21 protein-coding genes are annotated in these 25,287 nt (G+C 44.1%); 11 read left to right on the top strand and 10 right to left on the bottom strand.

Going from position 1 to position 25,287, the window contains the following annotated elements; translation table 11 throughout:
- Positions 1-80: 80 nt before the first annotated feature.
- The 3 genes from JK628_RS15165 to JK628_RS15155 form a co-directional block, all read right to left on the bottom strand.
- On the bottom strand, positions 81-899 hold the full coding sequence (locus JK628_RS15165; RefSeq protein ID WP_202285470.1) for a DUF2797 domain-containing protein: 819 nt from the start codon (positions 897-899) through the stop codon (positions 81-83).
- 125 nt (positions 900-1,024) lie between these two features.
- The gene (locus JK628_RS15160; RefSeq protein WP_202285468.1) at positions 1,025-1,885 is read right to left on the bottom strand and encodes a mechanosensitive ion channel family protein; all 861 of its coding nucleotides are present in this window, start codon (positions 1,883-1,885) and stop codon (positions 1,025-1,027) included.
- Between the two features lie 242 nt (positions 1,886-2,127).
- On the bottom strand, positions 2,128-4,419 hold the full coding sequence (locus JK628_RS15155; protein ID WP_202285466.1) for a peptidase U32 family protein: 2,292 nt from the start codon (positions 4,417-4,419) through the stop codon (positions 2,128-2,130).
- Between the two features lie 124 nt (positions 4,420-4,543).
- Between JK628_RS15155 and JK628_RS15150 the strand changes: the two genes are divergently transcribed.
- The 7 genes from JK628_RS15150 (at position 4,544) to JK628_RS15120 (ending at position 8,149) form a co-directional block, all read left to right on the top strand.
- The gene (locus JK628_RS15150) at positions 4,544-5,215 is read left to right on the top strand and encodes a glutathione S-transferase (protein WP_202285464.1); all 672 of its coding nucleotides are present in this window, start codon (positions 4,544-4,546) and stop codon (positions 5,213-5,215) included.
- A 188-nt stretch (positions 5,216-5,403) separates the two neighbouring features.
- Positions 5,404-5,811 carry a GFA family protein gene (locus JK628_RS15145; protein WP_202285462.1) on the top strand — a complete coding sequence of 136 codons (408 nt, stop codon included), beginning with the start codon at positions 5,404-5,406 and terminating at the stop codon, positions 5,809-5,811.
- Between the two features lie 85 nt (positions 5,812-5,896).
- On the top strand, positions 5,897-6,181 hold the full coding sequence (locus tag JK628_RS15140) for a hypothetical protein (RefSeq protein ID WP_202285461.1): 285 nt from the start codon (positions 5,897-5,899) through the stop codon (positions 6,179-6,181).
- 42 nt (positions 6,182-6,223) lie between these two features.
- On the top strand, positions 6,224-6,532 hold the full coding sequence (locus JK628_RS15135) for a YciI family protein (RefSeq protein ID WP_202285459.1): 309 nt from the start codon (positions 6,224-6,226) through the stop codon (positions 6,530-6,532).
- 55 nt (positions 6,533-6,587) lie between these two features.
- Positions 6,588-7,160 carry a GNAT family N-acetyltransferase gene (locus tag JK628_RS15130; protein ID WP_202285457.1) on the top strand — a complete coding sequence of 191 codons (573 nt, stop codon included), beginning with the start codon at positions 6,588-6,590 and terminating at the stop codon, positions 7,158-7,160.
- Positions 7,153-7,641 carry an SDR family NAD(P)-dependent oxidoreductase gene (locus JK628_RS15125; RefSeq protein WP_202285455.1) on the top strand — a complete coding sequence of 163 codons (489 nt, stop codon included), beginning with the start codon at positions 7,153-7,155 and terminating at the stop codon, positions 7,639-7,641. The genes JK628_RS15130 and JK628_RS15125 overlap by 8 nt, the downstream gene beginning before the upstream one ends.
- A 184-nt stretch (positions 7,642-7,825) precedes the next feature.
- Complete coding sequence (locus tag JK628_RS15120; protein WP_443020013.1) at positions 7,826-8,149, top strand: SDR family oxidoreductase; 324 nt, start codon at positions 7,826-7,828, stop codon at positions 8,147-8,149.
- Positions 8,150-8,229: 80 nt separating this feature from the next.
- On the opposite strand, the gene JK628_RS15115 is transcribed toward JK628_RS15120, so the two are convergent.
- Positions 8,230-10,302 carry a TonB-dependent siderophore receptor gene (locus tag JK628_RS15115; protein ID WP_202285453.1) on the bottom strand — a complete coding sequence of 691 codons (2,073 nt, stop codon included), beginning with the start codon at positions 10,300-10,302 and terminating at the stop codon, positions 8,230-8,232.
- A 512-nt stretch (positions 10,303-10,814) separates the two neighbouring features.
- On the opposite strand from JK628_RS15115, the gene JK628_RS15110 reads away from it, so the two are divergent.
- Positions 10,815-11,567 (top strand): cytochrome b/b6 domain-containing protein, encoded by a 753-nt coding sequence (locus JK628_RS15110; RefSeq protein ID WP_202285451.1) that lies wholly within the window; start codon positions 10,815-10,817, stop codon positions 11,565-11,567.
- Positions 11,568-11,666: 99 nt separating this feature from the next.
- Here JK628_RS15110 and JK628_RS15105 read toward each other — a convergent pair whose 3' ends face one another.
- On the bottom strand, positions 11,667-12,503 hold the full coding sequence (locus tag JK628_RS15105; RefSeq protein ID WP_202285449.1) for a pseudouridine synthase family protein: 837 nt from the start codon (positions 12,501-12,503) through the stop codon (positions 11,667-11,669).
- 219 nt (positions 12,504-12,722) lie between these two features.
- Here JK628_RS15105 and JK628_RS15100 point away from each other — a divergent pair, with 219 nt between their 5' ends.
- Together JK628_RS15100 and JK628_RS15095 are read left to right on the top strand one after the other, a co-directional pair.
- A complete protein-coding gene (locus tag JK628_RS15100; RefSeq protein ID WP_202285447.1) occupies positions 12,723-14,444 on the top strand; it encodes a phospho-sugar mutase in 1,722 nt (573 codons plus the stop codon).
- 1,139 nt (positions 14,445-15,583) lie between these two features.
- Positions 15,584-16,219 carry a class I SAM-dependent methyltransferase gene (locus JK628_RS15095; RefSeq protein ID WP_202285445.1) on the top strand — a complete coding sequence of 212 codons (636 nt, stop codon included), beginning with the start codon at positions 15,584-15,586 and terminating at the stop codon, positions 16,217-16,219.
- 74 nt (positions 16,220-16,293) lie between these two features.
- On the opposite strand, the gene panP is transcribed toward JK628_RS15095, so the two are convergent.
- From panP to JK628_RS15070, 5 genes are all read right to left on the bottom strand, one after another.
- Positions 16,294-17,952, bottom strand: coding sequence for a pyridoxal-dependent aspartate 1-decarboxylase PanP (gene panP / locus JK628_RS15090; protein ID WP_202285443.1), 1,659 nt, complete (start codon positions 17,950-17,952; stop codon positions 16,294-16,296).
- Between the two features lie 195 nt (positions 17,953-18,147).
- Complete coding sequence (locus JK628_RS15085) at positions 18,148-19,305, bottom strand: glycerate kinase (RefSeq protein WP_202285441.1); 1,158 nt, start codon at positions 19,303-19,305, stop codon at positions 18,148-18,150.
- A 163-nt stretch (positions 19,306-19,468) separates the two neighbouring features.
- Positions 19,469-20,827: a GntP family permease gene (locus JK628_RS15080; RefSeq protein WP_202285439.1), complete on the bottom strand. Its 1,359-nt coding sequence runs from the start codon at positions 20,825-20,827 to the stop codon at positions 19,469-19,471.
- A 250-nt stretch (positions 20,828-21,077) separates the two neighbouring features.
- A complete protein-coding gene (locus JK628_RS15075) occupies positions 21,078-21,611 on the bottom strand; it encodes a prepilin-type N-terminal cleavage/methylation domain-containing protein (protein ID WP_202285438.1) in 534 nt (177 codons plus the stop codon).
- A 75-nt stretch (positions 21,612-21,686) separates the two neighbouring features.
- Entirely contained in the window at positions 21,687-22,838 is a 1,152-nt protein-coding gene (locus JK628_RS15070) for a sugar diacid recognition domain-containing protein (RefSeq protein ID WP_202285437.1), read from the bottom strand.
- Positions 22,839-23,067: 229 nt separating this feature from the next.
- Between JK628_RS15070 and JK628_RS15065 the strand changes: the two genes are divergently transcribed.
- Complete coding sequence (locus tag JK628_RS15065; protein ID WP_202285436.1) at positions 23,068-25,227, top strand: winged helix-turn-helix domain-containing protein; 2,160 nt, start codon at positions 23,068-23,070, stop codon at positions 25,225-25,227.
- Positions 25,228-25,287: the final 60 nt, after the last annotated feature.

The raw sequence follows: 25,287 nt of genomic DNA, 5'->3' as shown, positions 1-25,287 counted from the left end.
AGCCGACTCTTTAGGAGTCGGCTTTTTTGTTTATTGAGTAAAAAAATTGAATCGACAGGCTTACAGTCTTAGCTTATTGCTTAGTAGGCCACGCTGACTTCATATGAGCCAAACTTACGAATATTGATCACGCCAGTATCGAAGATCAGGTATTGACCTTTAATACCTTTTAGAACACCTGAGACTTCTGGGTTCTTATCAAAGTTATGTGAGATGATTTTGGTTGGGAATTCGTTCACAGGGAAGTTGATCTGTTGGATTGGCTCATCAAGCTTTGATACGGAAAACTCACCATGTTCAGCGGTAATTTCAGCTAAACGCTCAGTGATTTGTGGGATCAAAGTTTCAGCGTGTTGCTTAAGATCTAAGTCTTCCGCATTGCCTTTTAACATGGTGCGCCAATTGGTTTTATCAGCAATCATTTCTGCTAAAGCGGTTTCGACTAAACCGGAAATAAAACGCGTCTCTACTTTGAAGATCGGTAACCCTTGAGTTGCCCCTTGGTCTATCCAGCGTGTGGGTAACTGAGTATGGCGGGTAATACCCACTTTCACGCCTGAGGTGTTAGACAAGTAAACGTAATGTGGTACAAAGCAATTTGCTTCGCCCCAAGATGGCTCACGACAAGTTCCCGCTGCATAATGGCAGGTTTCAGGCTTCATGATGCACAAATCACAGCTAGCAAGCTTTTGCATACACACATAACAATGGCCTTGGGAGTAGCTTTTTTTAGTCTTCTTGCCACAGTTACAGCAAAAGATCTTGCCGGTATGGGTCAAAGTGAGTTCTGAGCCGATAAGAGGATTTAAATCGAGTAACTCTTCACCGACGGGTAGTTGGTATTGCACCTGTTGATTCTCATCGAGGTGGCTGCGCATTTTTCTGAGTGTTCCAAGCATGACAGTATATTTCTTATTAGGTTTTTGAACAGTCTAACAGATTGTTTAATCCTATTTGGAATGGTTTTATCGATTGCTACGGGGAATAAAACACAGTAAATCGATAGCCCCCCCTAGCTAAGTGATTAACTTTCAGTGTTTAGCTGACGCTTCAGGCCAAAGTTTTGCTGATAAGCAACCATAAAATCTTCTCTTATCAGCTGCTCTAAATGCATAGCGCGCTCAGTGGGGCAAAAAATCATGATATGTACATTTTGTTCACCAGTAGGGCCGCTATTGACATGAATATGTGGTTCGCTGCCGGGGAGATCGACACCAGCATGCTTTTCGATAACGCTGTTGTAGCGTTTTGCCACCTCATTAAAGTCTTCACAATGTTGTTCTATCTGTTGGGTGAGGGCTGGAAACAGCGGGTAGAGGTTAACAAATTCGACCACGGTAATAGAAATACTATGGTAAACATAGCGTTTCATAAAATTGAGATTTTTGACTGCATAGGTAAAAAACATACTGTTAGGCAGTGTCGCGGTTTTACCAGTGAAATGGTATTGACCATGATGCAGGTCGATCTCTTGGATCACGGTTGCCATAAGGTTGTGCTCAATCACTTCCCCACATATTTTACCCACTTCAATCCAGTCACCGATGACAAATGAACGTGAACTTGCACGTTGTATCGAGCCAGTAAAGCAAAGAATAATCTCTTTAGAGGCCACCACCAAGGCGATCGCAATCGCAGTTACCGACAATGCAAACTTGCTGACTTCGGTTTGCCACAGCATGAACAAAATGATCAGTATTAAAATGAAAGTGCCATTCTTAGTACGTGACATCCATTTGCGCTGCACATCAGAAAGAAACGGAACATCACCTCGAATACCTGAAATGATTAGACGCTTTATCATCGAGATAAGCATTATTATTAACACGGTTAATAACAATTTGTGTTCGAGAAGAAAATCGACGGCTAATTCTATTTTATCCACCAAATCTACTACCTATATTATGTTTGTAAGCATGCTTATGCTGCTGAATTTAAGTGATTAGTGACTAATACTTTATGGGGAATATCACCATAAAACAAGATGATTAGAGGCAATCCATAATAGAGAATTATACAGAAACAATTAGCGAGGGTTTAAATTGATAAAATGAGAAAGCCAGAGCTGGGGGGCGGCTCTGGCTTAGCGTCAGTAAAATGATATGACGTAGGGACGAATACTAGGATCTATAGGCCGTTGTGGTATTGCAATACTGTTGATTGCGCAACCATGCCATCGAGCGTGTTCGCGGCATTTGATTGACCGTTGAGCAGTAGCTCGAACTGTTTGATCAGCTGCAACTTGTCAGGTGATGGCTTATCTCCGGCGCCTATATTGGTTAGATCAATCATAAAGCCATCAAAGAGGTGAGCGAGATCGTCAATGATCTCAGTATTTAAAAACTGATCTTGATTATAAATACTTGGGTAACCTGCTTTTTGCTTATCAATCGCAAACTCATCACCTTTAAGGTTGGTAATGCTGGTCGACTTATCACAAGAGAGCATACAGCCATTGTCGATCCGCGGCTTTTCGCAGCCGACACTTTGCTGGAAGAAGCACTGCCTGCTCGCCATCAATAAAATCGGGTGATAGATGCTGTACATCATTTTAAAGTTTGCAGGACGGGCAATATGTTTAATTTGCTGTTGGTTTATTTCGTTAGAAATAAAGGCACCATGACAATCAAATTGCTCCTGCATCGCCAGTAAGGCGTATGAGTTAGTGGTGTTTAAAAATGGCCCGGCAATCCACTTTATACCTAGTTCATAGGCGCGATTAGCAATACCAGTATTATTGGTAACAATCAGCGGTGGCAGCACCTTTTCCAAAATATTCAACGCCGCATCATAATCTTTACCGATAAGGACCGATGGGAACCATGGAATGAGTCGCGGGTTCAGTTTGAATAGATCGACATATTTAGTACAGCCGCGCTTATAGGCATCGGGTAGCTTAAAGTAAATGTCGGCATCGGTGTTATCGGCAAGGGCAATATCGGCCTCATCACAGATCAAAATAGACAGCTTAGGTGTCTCATCTTGTGGTTTTGGATGTTTAGCCAGCTTGGGCAGTTCAACCACGGGCAACACGGCTGTGCCATGGTTTAGCTGTAATAACACCTGTTTCTTTAAGGTGGTGAGCTCTTTAAAAGGGATGCTAAGACCGGCGGCTAGATCGTCAGTGACGAGCGGCTTAAGGTCGAACTCTGCATTATGTAAACTCTTAAAGCGTTTCTCAATTGCGCTGTCATCAATACTGGCATCGTCACTGCTGGTGAGCTGGCTACGAGATTGAACGGTAAAGCTCTTGTCGACTAACTGGGTTTGACCAACAACAAAATCTTGAGTCGTCACTGTGATTAATAGTGGTTGCCCCAGTTGGCCAGAAAAAGCCAATGTCAGTGGCAGTTTCTCAATGCTTAAATGTTTGATCTTGTCATTAACAGATGCTTGGATCTGGCTCTTTTCCTGTTGCAGAGTTTGCTCAGCATCATGGATCTGCACTACCGAAATAGACTGGCTACCATTATGAGTTAGCTTATCTTTCAGGTGGTTTTTCGAATTATCACGAGGATTATCGATAAACATCGACTGATTTAGATCGCCCTTTAAAAAAGAGTTGGTTAAGTCGCGGTTGAATACTTTATAGAGGCGCTCACCATCTTCAAGTAACTCGCCTGTTTTTAGGAAACCATCAATCTGTTTACGGAAACTGTCTATCACGGTATGAACGTAACTAGCGCCCTTAATACGACCCTCCACTTTAAAGGAGTGAACACCGGCTTCGATTAATGCTGGTAGATCGAAAAATGCCGAGTTGTCTTTGATATTAAGAGGAAAGTTATGTCCAGACTCTGTGGTTTCATACTCTTCACGGCAAGCCTGGCTACAACGGCCACGGTTACCTGAGTTACCGACACTGGCTGAGGTGGAGTAACAAAGCCCAGAGAATGCAATGCAAAGTGAGCCGTGGACAAACACTTCAGTGGTGATATCGTTGTCTCGACCCGTCGCTGTTAATGCAGTGATCTCACGTAAATTAAGCTCTCTCGATAAATTCACCCGTGAGGCACCTAACTTCTTTAAAAAAGGAATTTGGCCAGCGTTATGGGTGGTTAGCTGCGTTGATGCGTGGATATCCAACGTTGGAAAGTGCTTTTTGAGCAAATGGAACATGCCAATATCTTGCACAATCACACCATCTAATGTGGTGTTAACTAACCTGCTCAGTAGCTTTGCTAGGGTTTTGAATTCATTTTCTAAGATCACAATATTGAGAGTTAGGAAAATCTCACACTGATATTGGTGTGCTAAACGTATGATCCCAACCAGTTCCTCAAAGGAAATATTAGCGGCACGGTTACGAGCATTAAAGGTATCTAAGCCACAATAAACAGCATCAGCTCCGGCAATAATTGCCGCTTTAATTGCATCAATATCTCCGCCTGGTGCTAATAATTCTATCTTTGGATCCATGGGTACCACTTGTTGTTAGAAATTTAATGGGGGGATGTTACCCGTATATTTTGCTAATGAATATCGTTAAAGTAAATTATTCACATTATCTAATGGAGCCATTTGATCAACAATGAGTGAAATCATGACATTACCTGTACTCTATTCTTTAAGAAATTGTCCTTATGCAATGCGGGCTAGATTGGCCATTTATGCTTCGGGCCAACAAGTGCACCTTAGAGACTTAGTGCTCAGTGATAAACCCGCCGAAATGCTGCTGGCTTCACCTAAGGGCACGGTGCCTGTGCTGATCACCGCTGAGAATAGTGTTATTGATGAAAGCTTAGCGGTAATGCTGTGGGCATTTACACAGTCCGATCCTCAAGATTACCTCGATGCGTCACAGCCAAACGCATTAGCAGAGATGCTTGAGTTAATAAGCTTATTTGATAACGAATTTAAAGGGCATTTGGAGAAGTATCGCTGCTCAAAGCGCTACCATGAGCCATCGTTGGTTGCTGATAGGGGGCAATGTGAACGATACCTTGGTGAGTTAGAGTCGCGTCTGTGCAAGCATCAATATTTAATGTCAGATAACCCTAGCTTGGCGGACTTAGCCTTAGTGCCTTTTATTCGCCAATTTGGACGTGTGGAGCGACAGTGGTATTTACAATCTGCCTATCCAAGGTTAAGGCAGTGGCTAAACGCCTATTTACAAAGCAGAATGTTCAGCAAGGTCATGACCCAGTACCCGATGTGGTTAACGTCAAAAGAAGATATTGTTTTTGGTAACAGGGTTAAGCTGACTGCTAATTGATGGCTTAATAGAAAATAGGAGTACTTATGCTTGGCCCTAATCCTAATGACAAATCGCCAATGAAGGGCCTTCCGCAATTGGGGTATTAAAAAAACTATTTAAGGGCGCAGATATCACGACGCTACAACAGGCAAAATAACCAACGGATTTTGAATTTACAAAAGCGCTAATCAAGGAAAGGGAAGAGTATGTATTCAGGACAATGTTTATGCGGTGAAGTTAAAGTGAAAATAACGGGCGCAATTCGTGAGATCATTCACTGCCATTGTTCACTGTGCCGTAAAAATAGCGGCAGCGCATATGCCACTAACGGTTTTGTCGCTACGGAAGATTTTACTATTACGATTGGCGCTAATGCATTAACTAGCTTCTCGTTTAAGCTGGGTAGAGAACGTCACTTTTGCCAGCACTGCGGCTCGCCGATTTATAGCTCAAATGCCCAAGACCCAAGCAGGGTAAGAATTAGATTGGGACTGCTTGATTCCGATATTGTTGAGCGACCTGTGTCGCACAATTTTGTGACATCAAAAGCGAACTGGGAGGAGCTAGACGCAAAGTTACCACGCTATGACGGTTTTGAACCTGGTCGCAGTTAGCGAATAACGGATCAAGCCTAATCCCCTGCGAGCAATGCTGAAACTAGTCCTATGCTGAAGTGCAATACGTTAAAAGGAGGTTACGATGCAGCAAAAAATTCAACGATCTTACGGCCTAATCCTTTGGCTTAGCGCGATATTGTCAATTAAGTGGGCAAGCATATTTAGCGCCATAGTCACCTTAGTGATCGTCGTGTGGGAGTGGCTAGAAAACCCCGGCGGTATTTTTCGAGGTGCTGGCGGTACCCAGTGGCAGTTTGTTTATGACACCGCAATAAGTTGGTTTTTGCCCACATTTATCTATTCAATCGTGGTGGTGTTTATCGCTGCAACACTATATTCGGCTGTAAAAATTATATCTCAAAAATAACGGAGTTAAGCAAGATTCATTCAAGCCTAAAAAGGACTACCCATGACACAATATATCATTAGTTATTTAGGTGGCGACAAGCCAGCGTCTGCAGAGGAGGGCAAGCGTCATTTTGCTCAATATCAGCAGTGGCTAGCCTCCCTCGGTGATGCCGTAATCGCGGCTATGGTGCCCTATAAAAATAGCCATACCGTAAGTCGTGATGGTGTATCTACAGGCAGCCAAGTGGATATGACAGGACATACTATTGTGCAGGCTGAGAGTATCGAACAAGCGATTGAGATAGCAAAGTCCTGCCCGTTTCTAGCAATCAATGGCAGGCTCAATATTGCTGAAATGGTTGTAATCTAGTCTCGCATTTTAAAGTAAATGAATAAACGGTATAAATAAACAGGGAGTAAGACCGTTGGATATTAGGTTAGCGCAGCAAGACGATTTACCCGAGTTTTTTAGCTATCTCGCTCGTCAAATAGCGGAGAATGGTGCTGATGATTCGCCACTGTTTCAGCCTGTACCGCGTGCCGAGTCGCACCTGACAGCCGCGACAACGTCGCGTTTCTCTGACGGGATCAGCCGTGAAATTGGCGAGCAAGGTTGGCGTAAAATGTTGTTGGCCTTTATTGACGGTAATATAGTCGGTCATATCGATATACGCGCTCACGCCGAAGCTCATACCGCTCACAGAGCACTGTTAGGAATGGGTGTCGATGCGGCCGCTCGCGGTCGCGGACTGGGTCGACTGTTGATGGAGTCAATATTCGAATGGACTGCAAAGCATACGAACATTGAGTATATCGACCTGTGGCTATTATCCAATAACCAGGTCGCTTTCCGGCTTTATGAGCGCACGGGCTTTACAAAGTGCGCTGAGATCACCGATATGTTTCGCATTGATGGTCAAGCTCAGGCATACAGCATGATGTCAAAGCGAGTACAGGTGAATAGCTCCAATTATGAGGTCGAGGTTATTAATGAATAAAGTGGTTATCGTGACGGGGGCAAGCAGAGGGATTGGCGCAGCAACCGCTAAGTTGCTTGGCTCCCAAGGTTATAGCGTATGCGTAAATTATCAAACACAGGCTGACGCGGCGAAGCTGATAGTGGCTGAAATAGAAGTTGCTGGTGGCCATGCGATTGCCATTCAAGCCGATGTATCCAAAGAGCCTGATGTTATTAGGCTATTTGAGGAAACAAGAGTGCATTTAGGGGGTGTAACCCACCTCGTTAATAACGTTGGTGTACTGTTCACTCAATCAAAGCTGGTTGATTTGAGTTTAGATCGCTTCAACACTGTGATGAACACCAATGTCAGTAGCTGTTTCTTGTGTTGCAGGGAGGCGATAAAGCAGATGCAAGCGGGCAGTGCGATAGTGAATGTCTCGTCTGCAGCATCAAGAAGCGGTGCGCCGAATGAATACATACCCGTTCAACTTCAAAGTGCAGGTTTCAGAGCAGCCTGAGCGGATTCAATTCAAGGCGCATTGTTGTAATAATGGCGTTCCCTTATGAGGCAATGCAACATAGAAGTGGATATGCTCAGACGCTCCCGTTGGGTGGGTTTAAAAGTGGTTTATACTGCGTTATAGATCTTGACAGTAGGCTAGCTATTGCACAGCGGTCTAAGCCTTGTCTAAACCACTTTTTATTCCCACTGAAATCCCGCATCTTGAGGTCGAACGGGTATATTATTACACCGCTTCAAAGGGGGCGATGGATTCACTCACTAAAGGATTATCACTTGAGCTTGCTGCCGAGGGGATCCGTGTCAATGCGGTGCGTCCAGGTTTTATTTTTACTCAAATGCATGCTGACGGCGGCGAGCCTAATCGAGTTGAACGACTTCGTTCGCAGATCCCGATGCAGCGTGGAGGATCGGCTGAAGAGGTGGCTGCAGCAATCGCTTGGTTATTGTCGGATGCAGCATCCTATGTAACTGGCTCATTCATTGATCTAGCCGGTGGGAAATAGCGTAACTTACAGTAAAACTGCTAATAAAAAGCCCAGATCTTAGTCTGGGCTTTTTGATGTCTAAACAACTGAAATGAAGCTTAGAAAGTGTAGCTTACTCCGAACTTTACAGTTCTTGGCTTACCTACATTCACTTCACCGTTTTCACCGCCGCCTAGGTAGTCCGTATCGAATAGATTTTCGATATTGACTCTAAGTTGTAGATCTTGTCCTGCTACTGGAATCGCGTAGCTAATGCCGGTATCAATGCGGGTATAAGCGTCTTTCTCGAAGGTATTAGCGGCATCGCCAAAGCGTTCGCCCTCGTAGAATGCGCCTAAGTTAACTGCCATTCTGTCTGTTAGCGAATACTTGGCCCAGATAGAGGCTGTCCACTCAGGTACATCTTCAGGACGATTGCCCTGATACTCATCGTGAGAAGTATACTCAGCATCGAGATACATAAACGAAGTGATTAAAGAAAGGTCATCATTGATCTGTCCCATGCCACCAAACTCAAAACCGCTGTGACGCTGAACACCACCTTGAGTAGTGATAGGGTTATCAGAAGTACCCGTGTTGACCAGAATGTTTTCACGCTCGATATTGAACACAGCAGCATTTAATCGGATTTTGCCTGAAAGCAGTTCCCATTTAGTGCCTAACTCAACCATTTTCCCTTTTATTGGGTCCAATTCTAGGCCATAGCTGCCATCTTCATCGTCAAGTACGCTGCCTTGTGGCTCGAAACTCTCACTGTAGTTGGCGTAAATAGAGGCATTATCGACTGGGTGATAAATCACGCCGAATTTTGGCAATACAGAATTGCTATCGGCATCTGTTTTATCTTGTTGATCGTAGCGCACACCTAACAGCACTTGCCATTCATCGTTAAGTGAAATTAGATCTTGGGCAAACACACCATAGTATTGGTAATCTTCGCTAGACGCTTTGCCATCGGCATAATCTAGATCTGGTTGAGGAACGGTGATCCCAGTATCGATATTGGCGTCGAACTTATCGCCTTTAACTTTGAGCGACGTGTACTGGTGGTCGACATAGTTACCGCCGACAAGTATGTCGTGCTGCATTCCTGCTAACTCAATAGAGCCGACAAAATCAAAGTAAAATGCCTGTTGCTGCCAATCTTCTAACTTGTTATAGGGCTTATTTTCATAGCTACCAGTATCGGGATCATAACTGCCAGTCTGTGGTTTACTTTCCCAGCGCTCACGTTCGTTGTGCTGTTTGTTATAACCTGCGGCAAATTCCCAGTCGTCAGACAGCTGATAGCGCAGATCGGCGCCATAGTTTTCACTTTGGGCATCAATTTTGGTCCAAGGCATGTCCCAAATCATCTCGTCACCACCAATGACATCGCCGTTATCGTCAACTAAGGCACCGCTGTCTTGGCCTGCTAGTTCATCTGATTTGTCATAGTGTAAAGAGAGCGTGAGGTCATCGCTGAGATCAAAATCAGTCATCAAGCTACCGACAAGAAAGTCACTCTCCTGTGCGCTACCGTCTTGGTATTCACGCCAGTTTTTGTTTTGTTCTTTCTCAAGCACGGCGCGATAACGGATAGTTTGGGCTTCATTTAAGCTGCCACCGGCATCCAATGAACCTCTAATCGAACCGTTTTCATCGCCTTTGACGCCTAAGGTTAGAAATGAGTCATAGGTTGGTTTTTTGGTGACCAAATTCACCAGGCCACCAGGCGTTGACTGGCCGTAGAGTAGGCTTGATGGTCCCTTTAACACTTCAACATTTTCAACCAAGGCCATTGGTAATCTGTATTTGGAAAAGTGCTGGTGGCCATCTTTTAGCAGGTTAGTACTTTCATCTAAACTAAAGCCACGTAAGCTAAAACGTTCTCTGTCAGTGGTTACGCGGCCAATAGAAATGCTGGCATCATTTTTAAGAGCATCGCCTAGCGTGCGAACTAACTGGTCATCCATTATCTCTTTAGGAATGACAACAACCGATTGCGGCGTATCGAGTAATGACACATCTGAGCGCATGGCCCCATGAGCCTGATCCGTTTTGTAATGCTGTTGGTGACCCATAACGGTGATTACTTCGATATCGGCATCGTCAACGGTGGTTGCGATAGCAGCACCTGAGTGCAAAATGCCTGCAATGAGGGCGGTAATTAGCTTTACTTGGGTGTTCATATAGTCAGCCTTTATAGCTCTATGCGATGACAGCTCTTACGTAAGCTAATCCCGATATTCCGTATCAAATGTTAAGCGCAGGATAGAGTTAATTTAGTTATGTTATGTGATCTCTTGAATTCGTTAAGGATGCTAATAAGAATAACTCTCAATATCAAACGTATCCGGTCAATAAGTAAGCGAACAAATATGTAAATGATAATTATTGTGAACTCAGTCACTTGCAGTATTTACTAATATTCATACTCTAAAAAGGCTACAGGCGTTTACTGGTAGGGGGTGTAGACGTTGTTGGTTGCTTTTTAGTCAGTGTGGTGCGGCGGTTGAATATTAATGAATATTAACTGAAACTTAAATCTGTCAGTTTATACTGATTTTTTTATGGCAGCAGTTTACTAGCGAGCTAGTTTCAAATTGTTATCAATTGCGCAACTTAGACTGTGACTTTTATACTTTGGTAATTGGCTTACTGACAGTGAAAGTAAGCAGAGTTAGGACAATGGGAATGTGGTATGAGTACTAAAAATAATAATAAAATAGAAGAAAATGGCTTGGTAGAATATCAAGTATGGGATAAAACCGTGCGGATCTTCCATTGGGTTAATGTTGTGCTGATAACCACGTTGATGTTTATTGGTTTGATTATGATGTTTAAGTCTGAACTTGGGATCAGTGGTTTGCCGGCAAAGATCAAACTTAAAGAGTTACATACGGTTATCGGCTATATGTTTGCCATTAACGTGATTATTAGATTAGTTTGGGGCGTTACCGGTAGCCATTTTGCTAAATTTGCCAGTATGCGTCCAAAAACCGCTGACGTTACATCGTATAAAAATCGTTTAAAAAAAGGCGAGAACCCACAGTACCTTGGGCATAACCCTATCGGAAAGTTTGCTGTTGTAGCGATAATGGCGCTTTCAATTGTTATCATGGTCACTGGACTAATACGTGCGGGAACTGACATCTATTATCCGCCTTTTGGTAGTGCTATTAGCCACTATCTCGCTGCGGATAATACCGATCCTGCTTTGATAAAAGCCTATGACAATACTGGTGTTAATCTAGAGAAAAAGGCGAACATGAAGCCTTATAAGAGTGTTGCTGGCGACATTCATCTTTACAGTGTGTATCTATTAATGCTGCTAATATTGCTGCATATCATCGGTGTAGTACTTGCTGAATTACGTCATCAGCCGGGTATCATTTCAGCGATGTTCTCAGGCAAGAAAAGCATTGCGGGTAAGTGCGAAGACAGTTTTGAGTGAGGCTGTAATTGCATAGAGCGCGGTGAAAATAAAATTTCGTCAGAGTACATGCTTAGGCCACTTTTTAATTAAAGAGTGGCCTTTATTGTAAATATAAACCTAAAAGTGTGGACGATAAGCTTGTGGTAATTCAAAGACTTTATCTTGTTGAGTCACTGGGCAGATAAAGTTTAAATAGCATGAGGTCAGCTGTAGATTGGGCGTCGCTTCACTGCCATTGCCGTGCAATCTATCACCGACAACAGGATGACCTAAACTCGCCATGTGCACCCGTATTTGGTGTTTTCTACCTGACTCTATTTTTACTTGTACTTTCGATTGATTAAGCTCAGCGTTGTATTCCAATCGATGGGCGTAGGATAGCGCCGCTTTGCCATCAACATCAGTGTCGATTGTTACCTTTGACTTAGAAAACTCTCCCTCTACAATGACTTGGTAGTACTTATCTAAGGCGCGAGTTTCAAATAACTTAGCGATGGCGGCGGTAACCTTTTTACTGTGGCCGAGCACGATAAGGCCAGTCGCTGCGAGATCGAGTCTATGGATAATATAGGCACTGCGTGCAGGCTCTAGATGAGTCTCTGCAAAGCGATTAATCGTGGTGTGATCGCTCCATTTAGAGCCTTGGCAACGCACGCCAAAAGGCTTATACCACACACTGTATTGCCCCTCGTCAAACAGCAGTTGTGCGTCTTCGACTCGCTCATCCAATACAGCTTGATTGTAGTAAAGGTGTAGCTCATCACCTTGATTAAGGGCTTTTTTTGCCCGCCTTAAGCGATTGGTTTGTTTGCCATGAGTCAACCAAACCGCACCTTTCTGCATCGCCTGCTTTATGGCTTGCTTACTCAGTTCTGTCTGCTCTGACAGTAAGCTCGCCGCATCAATTTCGGGATCAGTGACCTTGATATGGCATTCGTTTTTTAGCAGGCTCATCTCTTATTACGCTGTCATCAATGTTTGGCTTGCCATTTTACACTATCACAGATGGTTTCTGGTATTAGTCGATGTAAAAACTTTAATGCAAATTATCTTGTTCTCTGTTTGGGCTAGGCTTAATGTGGATAGTAATCGTTTTCAATTACAGTAGCCGTTCGTGTATATCGAGTATGAAACGAATATCGGTTATCTGGCTGGCAGCAACTGGAGTAAATCATGGATACGCAGTTAAAATTTAGAGTGCAGCACTGGCTCAACAATGATCCCGACCCACTAATGCGTGAGGAGCTACAAGCGTTGGTTGACGCTGGTGATGAGCAAGCTTTGATTTCACGCTTTGCTGGACGTTTAGCTTTTGGTACTGCAGGGCTTAGAGGCGTGGTTGGCGCAGGACCGACTCGAATGAATCGCTTAGTTGTGCAGCAAACATCAGCCGGGCTAGGTGCATATTTAAAGTCGCAAGTCAGCGACATTGCTACCCGTGGAGTGGTGATTGGTTATGACGGCCGCCATGATTCACAACAGTTTGCCGAAGATGCGGCCGCTGTATTGTGCGGACTTGGGATTAAGGTCTATCTTACGAAAAGAATAGCCGCAACGCCGTTAGTGGCGTTTGGGGTGCTACACCTTGACGCTGCTGCAGGCATCGTGGTTACCGCTAGCCATAACCCACCGCAATACAATGGTTATAAGGTGTATTGGGGCAATGGCGCGCAAATCATTCCGCCTCACGACAGCGGAATTGCCGCGTGTATTGAAAAGGCCGCCAACGAGCAGATAACGTTAACCTCACTTGATGGCGCTTTAATCACTGGTAAGTTGCAGGTTCTGTCTGATGATTTTTATCAGTCTTACCGCGATGGAGTACGTCAATCACCTGTATTACAGAATCATACAGAACCAGAACAGGTCAGCCTCGCTTATACCGCAATGCATGGTGTCGGTAATGAAATGGCGCTTGATGTGTTAAAGGATGCTGGTTTTAGCAAGGTATACTCGGTAGCGGCTCAAGCGCAGCCCGATGGTGACTTTCCAACGGTAAATTTTCCAAACCCTGAAGAGAAGGGTGCGATGGACTTGGTGATTGCAGAGGCTAGAAAGCATAACGCCATGCTGGCGTGCGCGAACGATCCCGATGCTGATCGCTTTGCAGTTGCTGTGCGTACGCTCGATGGTGATTACCAAATGCTGACTGGCGATCAAGTTGGGGTGTTATTCGGCCATTACTTGTTGAGCCATGCGCCCGATAATCAGCGTTTTACCTGTACAACAATTGTGTCATCAAGCCTTCTATCTAAAGTGGCAGCCAGTTTAGAAGCAACTTGCCGCACAACATTAACGGGCTTTAAGTGGCTGACCAATGTCGGTATGAGTGAGCAAACTGACAACAATCAATTCTTGTTTGCCTATGAAGAAGCGCTCGGTTACACACTTGGTACCATGGTGTGGGACAAAGATGGCTTATCTGCCTTAGTGGGCTTTGCACAACTGACTGCAGAGCTTGCCAGTCAAGGGCAAACGATATGGGATAGGTTGGAGGCGATATATCAACAGCATGGATTCCATCTCAATAGCCAAGTGAGTATCGCGTTACAACCGACTACACCGAATATTGGTGCCTACTTGCGTGATAACCCACCGCAATCAATAGCAGGGCATAAGATAGTATCAACTGATGATATCAGCCTAGGTAAACGCTTCTTCGCTGATGGAGGCGAGGAAGATATTAGTTTACCAGCCAGTGATGTACTCATCTATCGCCTCGAAAATAATAGTCGCGTGATTGTTAGGCCATCGGGCACTGAGCCAAAGATAAAGTGTTATTACGAAGTAGTAGAAACCATGAATGAAAACGACACATTAGCAAGCGCCCAACGTAGAGCGCAGGCCAATATGGATGCCTTTATTAAGGCGCATCAGGCAGATTTACCTAAGTAGGTCACCAACGAGTTTTGAGGCCACCGTCAAGGTGGCTTTTTATTGGAATTGTAACTCTGAGAATAGGTGCATGGGCGTGGTTGACCACTTCAGAGATAAGCTCGTTTTTGGACAAAAATGAGTTACCTTCAGGCAAAGGTGGTTCCAATGACCTGCGGTCAGCGTATGTGCAGACGCCACAGAGGCTCGCTTTGCGCCATCCATGGCCGCTCTGCGGTTTCATCCCTGAAACCGAAGGCCTCAGTTGCATCTACACTGGTTTCGAAAAGCGTGATCATCCAGCATTTGCGTATTAAATGCTGCAGTTAGAAATCGTAACTTTCAGTAAACGCCTTTGCTTAAAGGCATATAACCTAAATTGCAGAATATAATCTCCCCCGTTGGAAGTTTCGTTTTTCAGAAATTTCGCCGGGGCGCTGAGGGATTGTCAAGGGGCGCAAGCGCTTTGCCCCTTGACTCTGGTGTGGGCGAAGCACCACGACGTTGATTCTGATTTGAAAAAGCAATAACTGATATTGCAGCCAGCACGTTTTGGGGCATAAATACGTTAGCTGCTGACCAAAGTGGTTCCAATGACCTGCGGTCGGCGCATGTGCAGACGCTACTGCGGCTCGCCACAACTCTTTATAAAAGAAAGGGTCCCTGAAGCCTCAACGAAATCATCTGACCTCCAAGGACGGAGGAAATGCCAAATTATGTCTGGAACATAATTGGCCTGTTTCCGAAGGCCTCAGCCGCACCTACACTGGTTTCGAAAAGCGCAAACTCACAGCATTTGAGTTTTTAGTTCTAATAAAGGGAAGTGTAGCCTTCAAGTAAACGCCAGAACATAAAGACATTTAAACTAACGTGCAGAATCTAATTTCCCCCGTTGGAAATTTCGCTTTTTAAATTTCGCCGGGGCGCTGAGGATTCGCGAAAGTGGACAAGCGCTTTCCCCTTTGGCTTGTGTGTGGGCGAAGCGGCACGACTTTGGTCAAACGTAGCTTGATAAAACTAATAGATAACTTACTCGTTAGCGCTAAAGTTGGGTTACATAAATTTAGCTGTTGTTAAACAGTTAATTGCACGATAGTGTAGATGATTAATTAATCAATGGTGGTGTAAATGGTAAGCACTTGGTGCTAGGGAGCGGTCTAATGGATAATAATCAAATATCGGTAAATACCTTTGATAAGCTGGCTCAAAGGTATCAAGATAAATACATGGACCTAACTATGTATTCTGACACCTTTGATTCATTTATTAACCATCTACCCAGTGATGATGCACGCGTATTAGAACTTGCTTGCGGTCCTGGCAATATCACCAAAATGTTACTGTCTGAAAAACCCAATTTGTCGATACTGGCAACGGATCTTGCGCCAAATATGTTGCTGCTAGCGAAGAAAAATAATCCCAAAATAGAGGTTTTGCAACTCGATAGCCGCCATTTAAACCGTGTTGATGAGCAATTCGACGCCATCATGTGTGGTTTCTGTTTACCCTATCTTGATAGACAAGAGGCGATAGCGCTGATTGATGCTGCGGCGCAGAGACTTAAAACGGGAGGGGTTTTGTATTTGAGCACCATGGAGGGAGAATGCCCTAAAGTACGAGAGGATACTTCCAGTGATGGTGATAAAATGTTTACCTACTTTCATCATGCAGAGCAGCTAGTACCAGCTCTGAGCCGTCGAGGCTTCAAATTATTGGCGTTACAACGCAAGCAACAAGCAAGTCCTATGGGTGAAGTGACAGACTTGTTTATCACCGCTCGGCTAGACTCTGAATAAGAACGACTGAATAACGGTTTACTTAAGAACAAGTAGGAAACAAGCCCAGCGCACTGTGCTGATGTTCTAATGCACTAGGGCGCTTTGTATTGCTCTGCCAATGCCAGCAGTTGTGGTAAAAATCGATGCTCTTGCGAGGCGATAACTGCTTGCTCGGCAAGTACCTGCTGTAAAATCTCATGTGTCGTGAGTGGATTGGCTAACACCACTCGAAATACAACCGCTTTGATCTTCATCAATTGCTGGTTTTCTGGATTAATACGTGTGCGTGATACAAATGAGGTACCTTGTTCACGTTGACGTTTCTGCACAAATTTAGTGAGGCCATCGAGCAGGGCATTAAATTCAATGAGCTTTTGTACATCATTGTTAGCCCGTGCAGTTGCCATTGCCGTTTGCACTATTTGTGGAACATAACGGTAGGTTAATAGGCAAAGCTCTGGCTTAGACACCAACTCAAAATCGCTATTGCTATTAATCAGCTCTGCAAAGTAATGGGCTTTATCCAGACTATTGTTGATCAGTATTTCGTAGCCATCACGGCCAATAACTTGCAGGCAAGCATGGACTAACATCGCCATACCGGGACGAGATCCCTCTAGCGTTTGGCTGCCTAAATCCTTTGAGCCTTTTCTGAGAATATACTCAGCATGATGCTTAATCGCGTTAGCAAACGTGGGATCTTTAAAAATAACCATTCCCGCGCCCATTGGCACGTACATCTGCTTGTGAGCATCAATAGTCACTGAATCAGCGCGTTCAATTCCGGCTAATAGATAACGGTACTTTTTAGATAACAGACTGGCGCCGCCCCAGGCAGCGTCAACATGGAAGTGACAGTTTAACTCTTCAGCCAAATCTGCTAACGCACCGAGTGGATCGACATTACCTGTCTCGGTGGTACCTGCAACGCCAACAATGGCCATTACTTTAATATTGTCGGCTGTAAGTTTTTCAGCGATTTGGCGCATCTTTGCCACATCGACCTTGTTGTCGCTTGAGGTCGGAACTTGAATAATATTTTCGCGGCCGATACCAAGCAGGTCAGCCGTTTTAGCTAATGAATAATGACCTCGCTCGGACACCAGTATCGCTAAATCGTCAAAGCCATAGTGACGCAGCCCCTTCATGACCCCTTGAGCGGCAACACCGCGATACTCTCCATCCGCCTTTAGCAACTGGTTACGTGCGGTCCAGAGTGCGGTGATATTGGCAACCGTGCCGCCGGAGCAAAATGCGCCTAATGAAACGTTAGCACTGTGCATCCAATTCTGATAAAAATCATCATTCTCTTCATAAATAAGGTGATGCATCATCCCCAGTACTTGGCGCTCTAGTGGTGTAAACGCTTTTGATGTTTCTATTTTGACCAAGTTTTGATTTAAGCCGACCATCATTTTTGATAGCGGTAATACAAAGTAGGGCAGTGCTGATGTCATGTGGCCGATGAAGCTCGGCGCTGAGGTGTGGACTGAATGAGCGACTAAGGTTTTCATCATGTCATCAGCATAATCTGAGACAAACTGCGGCGCAGCGGGAATTCGGTGTTGCTGAAAGTCCAGCTCGATTTCAGTTAAGGGCTTTTCAACGGCCACGACGCTGTCTTGTAAAAAACCCATTAAGTTCTGTGAGATATTTTGTTCAATAACACTAAGGGTTGAATCAGGGGCTTCTGGAACTGTAAAAATTCTCAGTAGTGCTTCTTCTGAAGCGGTGGCTCGTCTAGGTGTCATGGCTAACAATCTCTACTCAACACGCCATTAATGTGTGCTGGATCAGTCTTTAAAATGGGATGCTCACTTTACGTTAAGCTTTATAGCGCTTCAAGTAGAAAAGTAAATTGCTATTAAGGGCTGGTGTTCAAACAGGTTTGCGCATGAGGTTTTAAAAAAGGCGCTACAGCGCCTTTAGCCAGACTCGAAATGAAATTACTTGGTTGGTCTTGATAGGGAGTAGAGCGCCGCTACATTCTTGCTGGTGGCGTAAAGGTTTGCTTTAGCATTGGCTAACACATCTGCTAGTGGCAATGCACGTGGGGTGATAGAAAATAGTGCTTTAAAACCATGATCCAATAACACGTTGGCATCGTCACTGACGCACCCTGCAATTGCGATAACAGGCACATTGAACTGATTAGCAACACCCGCAACTCCCATTGGGGTTTTGCCGTGCAATGTTTGACTATCAAGCTTGCCTTCGCCGGTGATAACTAAGCTTGCTCCCTCAATATGGGCTGCAAGGTCAACGGTGTTCATTACAATATCGATTCCAGGCTTAAGCTCTGCCTTTAGAAATGCCATTACGCCAAGCCCCATTCCCCCTGCAGCGCCCACACCTGCGAGATTGCGATTGTCTGTAATACCTGCTTGCGCGATAACATCGGCATAATGGTTGAGTGCACTGTCGAGTTGCTGCACCATTTTTTTCGTTGCACCTTTTTGAGGGCCAAATATTGCGGCGGCACCATATTCACCGCAAAGTGGATTATTAACATCGCAAGCGACTTCAAAGCGGCATTGTGAGACCAGTGGATGTAGGTCCGTTAAATCAATTTGCTGTAATTGATTTAAGGCAGCGCCGCCTGGGGCGAGGGCATTAGAGTTCGCATCTAAAAGGTGTACTCCCAAGGCTTGCGCCATTCCGGCGCCACCATCATTGGTGGCACTGCCGCCAAGGCCGATAATAATGTGTTTGATGCCTCTATTTAGCGCGTCAACAATCAGTTCACCAGTACCGTAGCTTGTGGTGAGCAATGGGTTACGCTGCTCTGTTGCCACTAGATGTAAGCCTGATGCTGCAGCCATTTCTATAACGGCTGTTTTTTCATTTCCATGATAGTAGTCGCCCAAAATGCCATAAAATGCATTGACTTTGTCGCCCAACGGACCGGAAACCTGTGTCCAAACTAGGCTGCCATTAGTAGCATCGACCATCGACTGCACAGTACCTTCACCGCCATCGGCGACGGGCATTTTGAGATATTCAGCATTGGGTAATACCGTGCGAAATCCTCGCTCAATTTCGTTAGCCACTTCCATTGCAGTGAGGCTTTCTTTGAATGAATCGGGGGCTATCACAATTTTCATGCAGTCTTCCTATTTTCAGCTGAGGGCTGAAACTGTTTCAGTGAACGATTAGCGTTATTGAAAGGTAAATGTCTTACTGGTCCCGCATTAGTACTAACACGACTAATTGAGTGCAAAGGCGAGAGAGAACCTCGCCTTTTAATTGAAGTCTATTAGATGGACTCTAGATAAGAAATAAGCTCAGTATATACACTACAGTCATGGCCGTGAGCCCTTGGATTAAGGTTGCCATTGTTTGTGCCTTATAAGCTTGCTTAACACTCATGCGACTAAACTGGGTTACTACCCAGAAGAAGCTGTCGTTAGCATGAGATACTGTCATCGCACCTGCACCAATTGCCATTACTGTTAATACTCGGCCCATGTCACTCGCTAGGCCAATATCACCCAGCATAGGCGCGACTAGTGCCGAAGTGGCAACGAGTGCAACGGTAGATGAACCTTGAGCTGACTTTAATGCCGCTGCAACGATAAATGGCATAAAGATCCCGATACCTAATGCCGATAGCGATGTGCCTAAGAATGCGCCTATCTCGGTAGCTTTTAGTACCGCACCAAATGCACCGCCAGCACCCGTGATAAGTAGAATGGGTGCTGCAACCACTAGACCTTGGCTAATACGCTCACTGAACTCTTTTACTTTGTCGTTACTTTTTAGCAGTGACAATGATAGGAATAGACCAATCATTAATGCATTAACCGGTTGTCCCAAAAACGCCAATACGCCAAACAATGCGCCATCACCTAGTGGAGATGACGGGAAGTTGGCAATAGAGCCAAAACAGATAAGCAAAATAGGCACGAAAATCGGTGCAAATGCGCGCGTTGGACTTGGCAATTTGCCGTAGGTTTGTTTGAGTTTTTCATAATCTTCAGTTTGATTAAGTAACTCTTCTGCGCCTTCACCATCTGGTTGTACATTGGCAAAACGATTAGCCCACAGTGTTCCGGCTAGTGCTGCGATAGCTGCGACAAAAACACCAACAAAGATAACCAAGCCAAGATTTGATTCAAGACCTAAGTTTCCTGCAGCGGCGATAGGGCCTGGTGTTGGCGGTACGAAGGTGTGGGTGGCATAAAGGCCTGTAGCGAGTGCAACACTCATTGAAACGCTTGAGACCTTCATCCGATTTGCCATCGACTGTTTCAGTGAGTTTAAGATCACAAAGCCGGAATCACAAAACACTGGAATAGAGACTAGGTAGCCGATGATCGACATGGTCAGGGTTGGAAAACGTTTCCCCAGCACCTTGATGACCACATCAGCCATGGTGATAGCGGCGCCACTCTTCTCAAGTATGGTACCGATAATGGTACCAAGTACGATAACCAGACCGATGTAACCGAGAATACCACCAAATCCAGAGGTGATTGTTTTGGCAATATCTGCACTAGGCAGTCCATAGGCAAATGCGGTGATAAATGAAGCTAGAATTAGCGTCAAAAATGGATGTAGCTTGAATTTTGAGGTGGCGATGACGATAAATGCGATCACCGCCAGTAAGATCAGTACGAGGCTCATAGCGTTTCCCTGTAGGGGTATTTTTAATTTATGTAAGGTTTGTTGTTATTTAAGCCAAATATGGCGTTCGCAAATGTGCAGCGAGGCCAAGGATTTCAGGCTTAGCTATTATGCGACTCGAAGAGGTGGATTTCTTTGGTTGGTTGCACAGATAACGAGTTAAAATCAAGCCATTATTTGTTCATTTGAACATATTGGTGTTGTGTGGCGTTTCACTGTCATTGAGTTACTTTTGTGACAGGAGAATTAGCTAGCACTCATCGGTTCTAACAAATATTTCATAGTTAGTCGTGCTTACTGGGTTTTGATAAAGGATATGACAATTAAAGTTCACGCTTTTATCGGCTAGGTCTTCAGCAAAGAATATGTAGATTTGATTGTTGGCTGTAGACTTATCGATAAAAAAAGGCGCTGCATCATTGTCGATTTCAATTTCGGTCAGTGATACAGAATCAATGTCTAGCCAAGCTTGTACTTGATCATTGAGTGTTTCCCAATCATCTCTACCTCTAACCGATGGGTAGCCGTTATATAGCGGAATGGTCACACCAGCGTGGACGATGCTACCGATTTTAACATCCTGGCCTTCTATGGCTGCTTTACTGTGAACTAAAGCCAAGCCACTGGCCATGGCTCCAGCAACACCTTCTAACGTCGCGATTTTGCTATCGGTTCTAAAGTCTAAGAACTTGGGAGCTGCAATGACTGCTAAAATAGCCAAAATAATGATGACCACAACGAGTTCAATGAGGGTAAAACCGGATTTATGTTGAAAAGTAGCCATCAAAGATATCCATATGTGCTAATACAGGCGATTTTTGCTCAATGTTAGACTGCAAAGCGTAAATAAGCACGCCTATTATTGTGCGGTTAACATCACTTGTCCTAGATAAAGCTGTAATAACCCATCCAATTTTTGCAAATTACTGCCGGTAATTTTCTCAATTTTCTCGAGTCGATAGCGCAAAGTATTGCGGTGAATAAACAGTGCATTGGCACATTGCTGTTGATCGCCAAAATGTTGCAGGTAACAGGTTAATGTTTTTGCCAATTGACCATTCTTATCGGCACTGATTAATGCTTGATATGGGCTTACTAGTTCTTGCCCGCGCCAGTTATCTTTGAGTGAAAATAATAGCACCAGCAGTGAGAAGTCTTGGTATAGGTATTTACTTTGTTCTGGGCGCATTTGAGTGCCAATGGAGAGTGTCTCTAGTGCAGTTTGATATGAGCGGTTAATCTCCTGCGGTTTTGCAAAAAAATGTCCAAGTGATATTTTTAATCTGCTTCTCATCTCACTGGGTAAACGTGCAATAAGATGATCAATACGCTCACTCTCAAGTGTGGCATCCCAAGTTTTGCCATCAAGAAAAGCAGGCTTGAGGATCACCAGTTCCGTCATGGAGGTCATGGCGACCAAGTTACCGCGTGAAGGGTTTTCCAGTAAGTGCAATATCTGTTTCAGCATCGAGTTGGCAGAGGTTTCCTCTTCATCGGTTGCTACCTGAATAATGGCAGCCACTCTAGGTGTATCTAAATCGATGCTCAGCTGAGATGCCCAGTTACGTTGGCGGGCGCTAAAGGGGCCGTCTGACTTTATCAGTTCAATGATCAGCTCCTCTTTTTGACGATATTGCCATTGTGCCAACTCGATGGAGTTGGCTTGCTCAACAATGATTTCAGCAGTCATTTTTAGCAGTTCACCGTAATGACCGAGCTCTTTAGGTTCGCCTGTGATACCTATGACGCCAATAATGTCGCCTTTATAATGTAGTGGCAGATTTATTCCAGCCTTTACGCCTTGTAAAGTGTCTTCACTGGCACGGCTGATTTCAACCGTTCTTTGTTGGCTTATCGCCAGTAAAGCGCCTTCATGTACTTCGCCAATGCGATGGGGATCTCCCGAACCTAAAATAATGCCGTGATTGTTCATCACGTTAATATTATGGCCGATGATTTTCATGGTGCGCTTAACTATTTGTTTAGCGATTTTGGCATCTAAAAAATACAAATTAGGGATCTCATTTTAGTTTTCTCAAGCTTAAGGTATTTGCAGTGCGTTAACTATGAGGCATGACAGTATTTTGAGAACTTTCACTGCTAAATGTTCATGCTTTTTAAGGTGATTGTTTTGAAATTAGTGTTGCTGTATCTCAAGCTGGGCAGGTGTCTTGTAATTTTTGCCTTAGTAATATAACGTACTGTTCAGCAAATAAAATAATAGTGATGTTGATATTGTAATGGCAAAGTTTTCACCTTCATTCAGGCTGGGTAATATTGAAGTTGACCCAAATACCGATCAATTGAAATGTGATGAGCAGTTGATCGAAATACAGTCAATGGCGATGAAGGTGCTGTGTTATCTTTGCCGGCATTCAGAACGGCTGATCAGCCGAGATAACCTCAGAGACGAAGTGTGGGCAAATACAGCAACCTCCAATCATACTATTAACAATCACATCTATAGCCTGCGTCGCAATTTAGCCAAACTAGATCCTGACGTTAAATATATTCATACCGTAACAGGTGGTGGCTTGAGTGGTTACCGATTATCGGAGACACTTACTTATTATGATGAAACCACAGCTCCAACCTCGCTAGGAACATCGGCAAACCTTGATGTAGAAACGCTTTCTAATGATAATGTTGTCAGAAAACCTAAGCAAACTCGACCCGCTAGCATCATTTTATTGAGTACACTTCTCTGTGTTGTTTTAGCCACTATCATTGGGCTATATCAATTTTATAAACCGGTATTATATCAAGATGTCCAATTGTTGACTGAGCTACCGGGTCGAGAGCAAGCTCCCAGTGTTGCTACTGACGGTTCATTTATCGCTTTTTCAAATAAGAGCAGTGGAGACACATCTTGGGAACTGTTCGCTATAACGTTGGCGTCACCACTTAATATCGTAAAACTATTTGATAGTGAGGGGAATAACGATAACGTTGTTAGTATCTCTCCGAGCGGTAAAAAAATTGCTTTTCACCGACTCAAAGGTGGTGAAGAGGGGATCTACATCGCTGCTTTTGATAGCCTCAATTTGCAAGCTTCTCAAGAGCGCAGGCTCATTCCTCTAAAGCAAAATAATTTGTCACCAGCAATTAGTTGGTTAGATGAAAATCGTTTTTTTTATAGTATCAATGAAGCTTCTTGGGCCCCTGAAAAAATATTTTTGTTTGATACCGTAACGGGTAATCAAGAGCAGATAAGTTCTCCCGCATTACGTTCGAGCGGTGATTTTGCCAATATGGTATCGCCGAACAAGCAATGGCTAGCAATATTACGCTCTAATAGTCACGGTGGCTCTGAGCTTATTTTGTACCGTATAGCAACTCAGGAGTTTATCAATACGAGTGTACAGTTAACTGACCGACGCTTAAATGTAAGCTTTAGTGACGACAGCGAGTCGGTATATTTCATCGATGATATGGGGTACCTGTCTCAATATGACATCGAATATGATGAGTCAACGCGGATCTCTGAAGATCAGTTTGTAGGATATTGGCCGCTAAAAATACCTGGGGAAAATCAGTTTATATTACAACAAGACTGGGGATTGTCATCGCTTACTACTGAGATTGTCAGTTTTAACAATCCTGAAATGGGTGGTGATGGCAGTAAAAATTTGGTTGTGAATAACGGTTTATCAATTCGTGCAATTGAGGGGGTGAATGACAATGGCTTCATCTTTGTTTCAGTAAAACCAAATCATCAAATTGAGTTATGGCGATATAAAGATAACAAGGCGTATAAGTTAGACCAGTTCGCGGAGAAAGAGACTTATCGATATCCACTGAGCTTGAATTGGCAGCGGGGCTCTAACCAAGCATTATTAAGTGTGGGAGGTAGTTGCCGCAGTGTCAATATTGACTCAGGTAAAGATACTCCTCTGTGTCCAAAAGGCGAGTTTTTGTACGCTGGAACCTACTCTGCTGACGGTCAAGCGATATACTTCGCAGCATTCGACAAAAAGCAATCAAAAGCCGTGAAAATGGGCAGTTCAGGCTACCCTATTGAATCACTTCCCCTGTTGACGAGTGCCAACATGGTTCAGGATGGAGGCAATGGATATCTGTATTACCGGGTGCATCCAGACACTGATATTTTTCAATTAGATATTAGTGCGGGAACAACTAAAAAGTTGATCAACAGAACTTATATTACTAATGGCTATACAACGAATGATTTTGTTGTCGTTGACGACGGAATTTATTTTATGGATAAACCTAAGGGCCAGAGCAATGCTATCTACTATTACGATTTCAATAGTGATGTTGTGCGTTACTTATTTGATACCCCTAACTTGTACCCCAATATTGTATTGAGTGAAGATCAGCAATTTATATACCTCATTCAATCAGCACATAATGATACCGGCTTATTGTTGGTTGAATAATTATGTTACTGCTAGCTTGAGTTATCAGCTCAAATCCAAGCTATATACTCATGATGCTTG

This window comes from Shewanella sp. KX20019 (genome assembly GCF_016757755.1).
GTDB lineage: Bacteria > Pseudomonadota > Gammaproteobacteria > Enterobacterales > Shewanellaceae > Shewanella.
This window is presented reverse-complemented; position numbering and strand designations above follow the sequence as displayed.